We start from the raw sequence: 9771 nt of genomic DNA, 5'->3' as shown, positions 1-9771 counted from the left end.
TTCGTTCGATAAGGCGGTAGCTCAAGTCGGAGCGCGGCTCGAACGCGCCGGCGTACCGCTCCAGTGCGAAACCCTGCCCGCGCTGGGGCAGCGGACGACCGTCGCCAAGGCTGTCTTGCATCCCTGATAATCTCTAGTTATTAGACTTTCCGACGGCGGGGCTCGTGGTGGGAGGAATTTAAAGATGTCGTCTAGATCACGCTACAGGCGACACCGAAGTACGTATCGGATTACTCCGGCAGCGGAAATTGTCGCCGCGGAGGCTTGCTCCTCAGGAGGCGTCTCTGCGCTTCGGACGACAGACGAGTATATAGTTCCGTCGTCCGGATCGAGCGGTGTCCGAGCAGGATCTGGCGGATGTCCACGCTTTCCTCGAGGAGAAGCGTGGCCACGATGTGCCGGATCATGTGCGGAGTCACGGACTCGCGGAGCCCGGCTTCCGTCGCGGAGCGTTTCAGGATCGAGCGAGCCAACTCTTCACGGTCGCGATCGTGCTGTACTGCGGCGCCACCGACCATGGCGCCGGGGCCGAGCTCTGGGTCACCAATCGATCCCTGCGGCCCGGGCGGTAGCGCGTGACAGCGGGCGCGCCCGGCCGCGGACGGGGAGGCCGGACGAAGACATCCGCTGGATCCTGGCATTCGTCGCAGCGGCCACATGGGTGGGTCCTCGAGTTCGCGCGCCCGGCACGGTTGCTAGCGGCTCAGCGCAGGCGGGCGCTGTCGGGGATCGAACTGCCCAGGTACCGCTCGCACCCGATGCGGTCGCCGTCGGCGTCCAACCGATAGGGATCGGGGCCGTCGACTCAGACGGCGTAGCCCAGGTCGCGGCAGTCGACGTCGCTGCCGCCGAGCGCGGGGTAGCGGCCCAGCGGCAGGGAAGACGGAGCGTCGCGAGCTGGACCGTCCTCCCGGTCCCCGACGCGACCGTAGACGGCCAGCAGCAGGGCCGCCGCACAACCGAGCACCAGGCTTCGCACGGTCCAGGAACGGCGTGTCTTCGAGTGCATCGCCCACCTCTGCGCGGGGCCGTCATCGGGCATGTCCGGATGGATTTTCATCTCGATGATGGGCCTTCTGGAGTTTTACTCCCCCCGCCGCCCGCGCGCCGGGTCCGGAGTGGCCGCTTCATCCTCATCCCCGGCGAGCGCCCCGACCCGGAGCACCAGGTCGCCCGAAGCTCCCTCCGTGAGCCCGTCGACCAATCCGGCCGCCACCTCCGGCTCCCGGAACGTCCGCCGCGCGGCCGAGAGCCGGGCGACGAAGTCGTCCCATCGCCGCGGTATGCGTTGCAGCGGACGTTCGGCGAGCAGGTCCAGCGCGTAGACCGCGAACAGCGCCGCCTCGGTTTCCCGGCTCGCGGGCGTTCCCGCGGCCTGGGCTGGATGGGGCGGAAGGCGCCCCAGGCGATCCAGTGGGGGGATGTCGGCCGGCGCGGCGCGGTAGGGCCTGCCGAGCAGCGTACCCAGGGGGGCGGCCAGCGCCACCGCGTGCAGCGCGCCGGGCGACCCGGGCGGCCCCCCGGCCACGCGATACCCGATGGTCGCGGGGTGGTACATCCCCAGGCCGAGTCCAAGCACCGAGAGCTCGCGCCACAGCCGCGCCGCCGCGGCGACCAGCGCGCGGGGATCCTGGTCGCGCCACGCCCGCAGCGAGGCGGACGACGCGAGGGGCAGGGCCACGGGCGGCGCGTAGAGATAGCCCGGCTCCCGTGCGGGGCGGCCCAGGCACCGCGGCGAGCGCCCCGTGGTCCGCGTTTCCAGCGCGCGGAAGAAGGCGTGCTCGTGCTGCACCGCGCGCTCTCCGGCTTCGGTGGAGGCGGTGCGCAGCCAGCCGTGCGTCAGGTCGCGCAGGGGGAGCGGAACCACCCGCGTCTCCCAGCCGAACGCCTGCTCGGTGCGGACGGGCTCTCCGGTCGCGAGCACCGCGTCGCAGGCGACCGCGCCGGCGGGAGCGAGGATGCGGACCGACGTCCGCGACCGCCGCGGCAGGCGCTCCCAGGCGGGGGTCGCTCCCGCCCGCAGGGTGCCCCGCGCCACCACCTCGGCCAGCCACCGGTCGGCGGAGATGCGGGCAAAGGGGACGACGACGGCCGGGGTGCCGGTTTCCAGCCAGCGGCCCCCCGGGTCGGCCGGAAGGTCGAAGAGCGGCCCCGCCCAGGCCCCGGGGTCCACGCTCACCGCGTCGGCCCCCGGAGGGACGGCGGCCACGCACTCGGCCCGCACGCCGCAACGCACCCCGCGCCCCCGCACCTGCACCGGCCAGCCGTCGCCCCTCCGGATGAGGACGTAGGGACCGAAGAGCGGGACCACGTACAGGGTGGCTGCGGGGGCCGCCGCGCGAGGCTCCGCCGCCGGTGCGGGAGCAGGGGAGGGAGCCCGGTTGCGCGACGCGTGGCGGAGGAGGACGCCCCACGCGTCGAGGTCGGCGCCGGCGGGCGCGAGTCCCGCGTCCACCACCGCCACCGACTCGCGGGCGGCGATCTCGTCGAGCGCGCGGACCGGGCGTGCCGCTCCCGGGCGTCCGCGCAGGCGCGCCAGGTGCCGCGCGGCAAGGCTCCGCAGCGCCTCGGCCCGGCCGGGCGACGCGCCCGCCGCGCGGGACGGGTCGGCCTCTTCCACCGCCGCCGCGAGCTCCGCGCGCGATACCGCGTCGGGCCAGCGCTTCGCCTCCAGCGGCTCGTCCACGCGCGCGGGAAGCCGGCGCTCGGCTGCGGCGAGCTCCTCCTCCACCCGCTCCAGCCGCGCGCGGCGGGCCCGCAGCCACGCGGATTCGCGGGTGCGGAGCGAGCCCTCGTCCACGCCGGCCACCTCCAGCGCGCGCGCCAGGTGCCAGGGGAGCCGCTCGGAGAACCGGTCGCGGAGGCGGCGCAGCACGCGTTCCACCTCCACCGCCGCGTCGTGGCGCTGGATCGCGCGGGTGGCGCGCCCCCGGACCGCGTTCCAGGCGTGGTCGAGCGACCTGCGGGCCAGCCCCCCCGCGTCGAGGTCGGCGCCCCGCCGCCCGAAGGCGCGCAGCAGCGGGCTCTTCGCGCCGTCCAGGAAGCGCGCGAGGTCGGCGGCCGACGCGGCCAGCGCCGGGTTATCGCCGCCGGCCCGGCGCGCGTCGATCCCGGCCAGGAGCTCGCGGGCCTCGCCCTCCACCCGGACCAGGTGCCGGCGCGCCTCGTCGGACACGTCGAGGCGGCCGCGCAGGGCGGCGGCCGAGCGGGGGGCGGCGGTGCTCACCGGCGGCCTTCGACACAGGCCTCGCGCCGGTGCCGCTGCACGGTGTCGCCCGGGAGCCGCGGGCGGATTTCCAGCTCGATGCGGCGGTCGGCGGGGTTGGCCCCCGCGCCCGCCCGGGCGAGGTCGGGACGCACCGGGTAGTAGTGGCTGCGCCCCAGCGCCGACACGCGGCAGGCGGGGACGCCGGCGCTGTCGATCAGGAAGAGCGCCACGGTCGCGGCGCGCGCCGCGCTCAGCACCCAGTTGCGCTCGTCGCTCCCCTCGCTGCTGGTGTGGCCGACCACCTGCACCTGGTCGATCTCGTCCACCAGCCCCCCGGAGAGGAAGCGCCCGAAGTCGTGCAGGATCTTCTTCCCCTCGGGCTTCAGGCGGGCGAGGGCGTGCTCGTTCCTGGGAAAGGTGGCCTCCTCGGCGATGCGCACCAGCACGTAGTCTCCCACGCGCTGCACGCTCACGCGGCGGTCGGCGGCCCCGGCGAGCACGGAGTCGATCCGCGCCAGGTTCGACGCCTGGGCGTCGGCCTGGTGGGCGCGCTGGATGGCCGGCACGGCGAGCGCCGCGAACAGGATCAGGAAGAGGAGGGTGGTGGCGGCCAGCAGGTCGGCGAACGCCGGCCACGGCCCGCCGCCGCCCTCCTCGTCTCCCACGCCGGACCGCATCGCTCCTAGCTCCCGAGGCCGAGGAGCGGGAGCAGGGCCCGGCCGGCCAGGTACAGGCCGTATCCAAGCCCCAGCCCGGCGAGCGTGCCGGCGGCCTGCGCCGCCGCCAGCTGCCCCGGCGTGGGCCCGCGCTCCCCCTCCAGCGCCGCGGCGATGCGGCGCAGGAGGGCGCTCACCTCGGGGTCGCGCGGCGCCCCGTCGTGCGCCGCCGCGAGTGTCGGCGCCGCGGCGCGGGCGCCGGCCGCCTTCAGCGCCTCGACGGCCGCGGACAGGCGGCCGTTCACGCTCTCCGCCGCCTGGGCCCACGCGGCCGCGGCGCGCTCGTCCACGCTGGAGACGCGCTCGGCCACCCGCTGCAGCATCACGTCGACCGTGTCGATGGCCGGCTGCGCGCGTCCCACCGCGTCGGCCACAGCCTCCATCCGCGCGACCACCGCCTCGCTCCCCTCCCTGAGCGCGGCGAGCGTCTGCTGGACCCCCGCGGCGGTGCGCTCGGCGCCTGCCTGGTAGCCGCCCAGGGAGCGGAGCGCGTCGTGCAGCGCGAGGGCGCTCTGCCGCATCAGGTCGATGGCCTGCTCCGAGGCCTGGGAGCGCTCCTGCACCGTGTCGACGATCCCGTGGTAGGCCCGGGCGACGCTCTCGACCATCTCGGCGAGCGTGCCCACCCGGCGCTGCAGCTCGCGCAGCTCGCTCCCGGTCTTCTCGTGCAGCGCCTCGTCCTGCTGCGCGGCGAGCTCCACCAGCCGCTCGTTCAGCCGCTCGAACGCCTCGTGGAAGCTTTCCGACAGCCCGTTCATCCCGGACTCGAGCCCCTCGATGGCGCGCCCCGTGTCGCGGACCGACGCCGCGGTCTCGCGCAGCTCGCGGACGGCCTCGGTGAGCGGATCGACCGAGCCGCCGGCGTGCAGGCCGCCGTAGAGGAACTCGGTGGAAACGAGCTCCAGCCGCTCCAGCAGGTTCCGCCGCCCGGTAGCCAGCCCCTGCGCCATCAGCCCCACGGCGATGGCGCCCACCAGCGCCAGGGCGTTGCCGCCGAAGGCGTCGGCCACGGCGCGCAGCGGCGCGGCGATGTCGGCGGCGCCCGGCTGCGTCCCGCCCGTCCGCGACACCGCGTCGATCAGCCCGGGGAGCGCCGTCTTCACCCCGGCGAAGGTGCCCAGCACGGCCAGGAGGAGGAGGAGCGACGAGGCGTAGCGGGCGAACACGCCGTAGCGCGCGGTGCGCGTCTCCGCGATCCCCCGTAGCTCTTCGGGCGAGACGCGGAGGTAGGGATCGCGGGCCTTCTCCAGGATCCGCCGGACGCGGTCGTCGATCAGCGTCTCGACGCGGCCGCCCGCCTCGGCGTCGTACTCGCGGGCGCCCTCGCGGAAGAGCGCCTCGCGCTGCGCCGCGGGGGCGAACACCAGCCCCAGCCCCTCGCGCCCGTGCCGGTTGACCCACTCCACGTCCTCTTCCTCGGCGGCCATCTCGGCCCGGTCCTGGCGCACGCTCCACCAGGCCCGCAGCACCAGCATGAATCCCAGCACGATCAGGCCGGTGAGGGCGAAGTTGGGCTCGTGGCCCAGCCCCACCAGCCCGAGCACCGCCGCCGCCGTCGCGCCCTCCTCGCGCGCGAGCAGCACGCCGAACAGGGCCGCGCTCGCGACCAGGTAGAAGAGCACCCCGAGCCACTCGTAGACCGCGGCCGACCGGCTCCCGCGCGGCGGGAGGGCCAGGCGCCCGAGGGTCTTCGGCGCGGCCGGGCGCGGCGGCGGGGCCGGGGCGGCGTGGGGCGGGGGCGCGGGCGTCGACTCACTCATAGCGGCCTCGCCACGCCCTTGCGCAGCACGCTGCCGCCGCTGGCGGACCACGTCACCACCGCGGGCCGGTCGGCCTGGTACCGGGCGCCCGGCTCCCGCCGCTCCCAGTCGAAGAAGGTGCTCCAGCGCTGCAGCGCCGGGTCGGTGAGCGCCACCCGCGGGTTCAGCCACACCTCGCCTTCACCCCCCCTGCGCTCCAGCCACGCCTCGGGCGGGTGGCGCACGCTGGGAACCACGGCGTCGTTGCTGGCCTCCACGGACACCGCGTCGGGCGAGGGCTCACGCGGCTGCGCGAAGGTGTGTGCGGACCAGGCTGCGGCGCCGGGGATCGGCGAGGGTTCTGGCGAGGTCTCCCGGACCGGCTCCCGGAACGCGTCGCGCGTCGATCCATCCGCCGGCTCCGGCCGCGACGCGATCACGCGCGTTCGCTGGAACGCCATCGTTTCCTCGAGGAGCCGCTCGAGCAGGCCGGCGATGTGCCTGAGGTCGCCGCGGACGACGTGCAGGCCCTGGATGTCGTCGCGGATCGCCCTGAGATCGTCGTGGGCGAGGCGCACGCGCCCCCCGTCGGCGGCACCCGGCTCGTTCTCCGGCCGTCGGCGCCCGAAGGGGACCAGGCCGCTGCGGACCAGCACCAGCGCGGCGCCCAGGCCGACCAGGGCGCCCGCCGCGGCCCACGCGAGAGGGCTCATCCCTCACCTCGCGCGTACGAGGCGAAGAACGCGTCCATCAGGTGGTCGAGTACGGCCGCGGCCTCGACCATGAACAGGGAGCCGGGAGCGCCGTGGGTCTCCCGCAGCAGCCTCTCCAGCCGTCCGCGCGTGGCCTGCTGGATCCCCTCGGTGCCCATCCCCCGCAGCGCCTGCTCCAGGTGGTCGGGGAAGGCGGGCCACGGTCCGCCCACCCCCGCCAGGCGCTCGCGGGCGGCCGCGGCGAGCGCGGCGTGGAAGCGGTCGATCTCCATCGGGCCGCTCTCCCAGCGGATGCCGCTGATGGTGTCGGGGGTGGCCTTCAGGTGCGACGCGATGCGCGAGGTCGCGGCGTAGCGCACCGGCTCGCCGCCGGGACGCTCGATGCGCACCGACTCGCCCACCACCGAACCCCGGGCGTCGGCGGCCAGCGCGAGCTTCGTGGCGTCGACCCCGGCGACCAGCCCCAGCGCCACCTCGTGCTTGGGGGCGATGCTCGGCACCACGCGCGGCGCCCTGGCCTGCGGCACCCCGCGCGCGGCCGCCAGCACGGACAGCAGCACGTCGCGGAAGGGGTTGGAGACCGTCTCTCCCCACTCGCGCTGCAGCCACTCCAGGAAGCGGCTCCCGTTCCCCGCCAGCACCACCGCGTCCAGGCGCAGGTCGGGGTGCGCGGCGTCGAGCGCGCGCAGCAGCAGCCCGGTGTGGTGGAAGGCGGCCGCGAAGAAGTACAGCACCACGCCGCGGAAGGCGCCGTACTCCGGGCTCTCGCGGAAGCGGAGCGCGCCGTCGGCGCGGTACCAGGGGCTGCGCAGCAGGTAGCCCAGCGCCAGGGCGTCGTGCCCCTCCTTCTCGAACTTTCGCAGCGGCTCCAGCTGCGAGCCGGGGAGCCCGTTCAGCTCGGCCCACCCGGCGAACGCGCGCACGAAGGGGTTGGTGAATCCCGTCACGCCGGCCTGGCGCACCCGCGCGCTCACCAGGTCGCGTCCGCCCCAGCGCAGCGAGTCGAGCACGAGGGCGGTGCCGCGCGCGTACACGGCCAGGTCGGTCGTTCCCCCGCCCACATCCATGATCACCGACGCGTCACCGGTTACGGCCACCGATCCGCGGCCCAGGAAGTACTGGAGCGCGCTCTGCCCCTCGTCGAGCGGGGCGGCGAGCCGCGGCGAGCCGGGTGCGCCCGCGCCGTCGGACGCGCCCAGCACCCCGCGCCAGCGGGCCTGCAGGTCGCTCAGCCGGTCGGTCTCGAAGGCGCGGGGGTAGGCGTACGCGAAGGTGACGTTCTCCGGCCGCACCCCGGCCTCGCGGGCGCTCGCGAGCGCCAGCGCGGCCACGTTGCGGAGGAACACCGCGGCCAGGAACTCCTCGCGGTCGTTGGTGGACCACTTCAGGTCGTCGGCCACGCGGTTGCGCGCGTCGTCCTTCACCCACCCGGCGAAGGGAACGTTCACCCGCAGCGCGACCGGCTCGCGGCCCGGCGCGTTGAACGACGGGAGGGCGCTCACGTGCACCACCGCGCTGTTGAACGGCTCGGGCGAGATCTTCTCGGGGAAGAAGAACGAGTCGGTGTAGAAGGGCAGGTCGGCCCCCGCCCGCGTGATCGGGAGGAGGAGCCGCTCGTGCTGGAGCACCGCCGGCTCCTGCACGCCGTCCCTGCGCATGGCCACCACGGTGTTCGAGGTGCCGAAGTCCACCCCCACCGTCCAGCGGTCGGCGGAGGGCGGCGGGGCGGCGCGGTAGCGGGGAAGGAGCACGCCCAGCGCCTGCGGCGGCAGCCCGGGCCCGCTGTCGGTCTCGAAGGCGAGCACCGTGGGGGCGCGGCCGAAGGCGTACGTTGACGCCTCGCCCGAGCGTTGCGCCTGCCCGTCCTCGGGGAGCTCCGCGCCGTCGGCGAACGCCTTCAGCCGGAGCGTGGTGGAGGGGTGGATCGGCCCCGGGGCGGGGTCGAGGCGGAAGACCGCGTAGTGGGGCCAGTCGTCGGCCAGGAAGGCGGGCCACACCACCACCTCGGGCCCTCCCTGGTCCTGCCGGATCTGGGCCGCGGTGTAGCGCAGGGTGACGCGGAGCTCCTCGGGGTGCTCGCTCCCCACCGGGATGGTGAGCGTCACGCGCACCTCGCCGGGGCGCGGCACGTCGATCCTCAGCCACCGCTCCACCTCGGCCGGCTGGAACCAGCGGAAGAAGTCGGGCTTGAGCGGAAGGGCGATCTGCGGCTGCGCGAACGGCGCCTGGGTCACCGAGGAGTCGGGGTGATAGCACCCGTGCCCGTACGCCCCCTCGGGGTCCAGGGGATAGCTCAGGATCACCAGCGCGTCGGCCAGCCAGTCCGTCTCGGGAAGCACCCAGCGGCGCCGGTGCGAGGTGCCGGGAAGGACCTCGCGGTCGCGGATCCGCTCCAGCCCCGCCGGTAGCTCCACCCGGGGCAGCCCTTCGCCGTACACGCCGTCGAAGGTGCCGGGAACCAGCACCAGGGGCCGCGGCTCGGGGCCGGCGGTGGCCCGCAGCGTCCACCGGCTGGGGAGGTGCCCCGGCGCGCCGGTGTACAGGGTGACTCCCGCGAAGGCGTGCTCGCCGGCGTGGCGCAGGGACAGCCTGCGAACCTGCGCCTCGATGCTCTCGGGGGTGGCCAGCTCGCCCTGCCGCGGCCCGGCGGCCCGCCGCGCGTCGGCCACCGCATCGGCCAGCCAGTTGGCCACCCCCCGGCGCACGGCGTCGCCGTCCACGTGCTCCGAGGGCGCGGGGCGGGGCGCCAGCATCTGCGGGAGCACCACCGTGGCCACGTAGCGCTGGAACGAGAACTCGCGCTCGCGCAGGGGGCGGGCGGGCTGCCCCGCGGCGTAGCGGAAGAGGTAGGGATAGTCTTCGTGGGCGGCGTCTTCGGCGGTGAAGAGCACGGTGTACGGCGAGGAGGCGAAGACCGGCCGCCCGTCGACCGTGGCGAGGGTGATCACGGGGAGCGCGCTGGCCTCGCGGGTCTCGTGCTGCGCCGTCCGCGGCGCCAGGTCGACCAGCGCCGACGCGTAGTCGCGCACCCGCGCGGTCACCTCGCTCCCCACCAGGTCGGGGACGCGCACCTGCGCCGTCTCCAGCCGCAGCGACTGGGGCCCGGACACCCAGGCCAGCTCCAGCGCGTCGAGGAGTTCGTTCTCCACCAGCGCCCGGGCCGGGTGGTTGGGGTCGAGCATGGCGTCGCGGAAGAGGAAGAGCCGCGCCCACGGGCTGGGGACCGACTGGACGCGCGTGCGGAACGCCCCGCTGTCGTCGTCGCGGGGCACCTCCAGCTTGCCCAGCTCGGCGGGAGCCTCCACCACGCTCCAGCGGCCGGGGGGAAGGTCGGGAACGTTGGTCTGCGGACGGAAGCGCGGCAGCAGCCGGCGGGCGCGTGCGGGCGTGGCCAT

At 75.4% G+C, this 9771-nt stretch carries 7 protein-coding genes; 1 reads left to right on the top strand and 6 read right to left on the bottom strand.

All coding sequences use genetic code 11. The annotated features are described in order from the left end of the window. Positions 1 to 335 precede the first annotated feature (335 nt). Positions 336 to 572, top strand: a complete 237-nt coding sequence (locus VF746_18615; protein HEX8694442.1) for a hypothetical protein — start codon at positions 336 to 338, stop codon at positions 570 to 572. A gap of 233 nt (positions 573 to 805) precedes the next feature. Here VF746_18615 and VF746_18610 read toward each other — a convergent pair whose 3' ends face one another. From VF746_18610 to VF746_18585, 6 genes are all read right to left on the bottom strand, one after another. Continuing rightward, positions 806 to 1009 (bottom strand): hypothetical protein, encoded by a 204-nt coding sequence (locus VF746_18610; GenBank protein ID HEX8694441.1) that lies wholly within the window; start codon positions 1007 to 1009, stop codon positions 806 to 808. A gap of 75 nt (positions 1010 to 1084) precedes the next feature. Then, the gene (locus tag VF746_18605; protein HEX8694440.1) at positions 1085 to 3226 is read right to left on the bottom strand and encodes a hypothetical protein; all 2142 of its coding nucleotides are present in this window, start codon (positions 3224 to 3226) and stop codon (positions 1085 to 1087) included. Continuing rightward, positions 3223 to 3885, bottom strand: a complete 663-nt coding sequence (locus VF746_18600; protein ID HEX8694439.1) for an OmpA family protein — start codon at positions 3883 to 3885, stop codon at positions 3223 to 3225. The genes VF746_18605 and VF746_18600 overlap by 4 nt, the downstream gene beginning before the upstream one ends. A gap of 5 nt (positions 3886 to 3890) precedes the next feature. After that, complete coding sequence (locus tag VF746_18595; GenBank protein HEX8694438.1) at positions 3891 to 5684, bottom strand: hypothetical protein; 1794 nt, start codon at positions 5682 to 5684, stop codon at positions 3891 to 3893. Beyond that, positions 5681 to 6376 (bottom strand): hypothetical protein, encoded by a 696-nt coding sequence (locus VF746_18590; protein ID HEX8694437.1) that lies wholly within the window; start codon positions 6374 to 6376, stop codon positions 5681 to 5683. The genes VF746_18595 and VF746_18590 overlap by 4 nt, the downstream gene beginning before the upstream one ends. Continuing rightward, positions 6373 to 9771, bottom strand: a complete 3399-nt coding sequence (locus tag VF746_18585; GenBank protein ID HEX8694436.1) for a hypothetical protein — start codon at positions 9769 to 9771, stop codon at positions 6373 to 6375. The genes VF746_18590 and VF746_18585 overlap by 4 nt, the downstream gene beginning before the upstream one ends.

Source organism: Longimicrobium sp. (assembly GCA_036389795.1).
Classification (GTDB): domain Bacteria; phylum Gemmatimonadota; class Gemmatimonadetes; order Longimicrobiales; family Longimicrobiaceae; genus Longimicrobium.
This window is presented reverse-complemented; position numbering and strand designations above follow the sequence as displayed.

What these genes read in the sequence shown, in the direction of transcription:
- VF746_18595 (HEX8694438.1), bottom strand. Translation starts at nt 5,684, where the DNA reads ATGAGTGAGTCGACGCCCGCGCCCCCGCCCCACGCCGCCCCGGCCCCG.
- VF746_18590 (HEX8694437.1), bottom strand. Translation starts at nt 6,376, where the DNA reads ATGAGCCCTCTCGCGTGGGCCGCGGCGGGCGCCCTGGTCGGCCTGGGC.
- VF746_18610 (HEX8694441.1), bottom strand. Translation starts at nt 1,009, where the DNA reads ATGCACTCGAAGACACGCCGTTCCTGGACCGTGCGAAGCCTGGTGCTC.
- VF746_18585 (HEX8694436.1), bottom strand. Translation starts at nt 9,771, where the DNA reads ATGGCCACGCCCGCACGCGCCCGCCGGCTGCTGCCGCGCTTCCGTCCG.
- VF746_18600 (HEX8694439.1), bottom strand. Translation starts at nt 3,885, where the DNA reads ATGCGGTCCGGCGTGGGAGACGAGGAGGGCGGCGGCGGGCCGTGGCCG.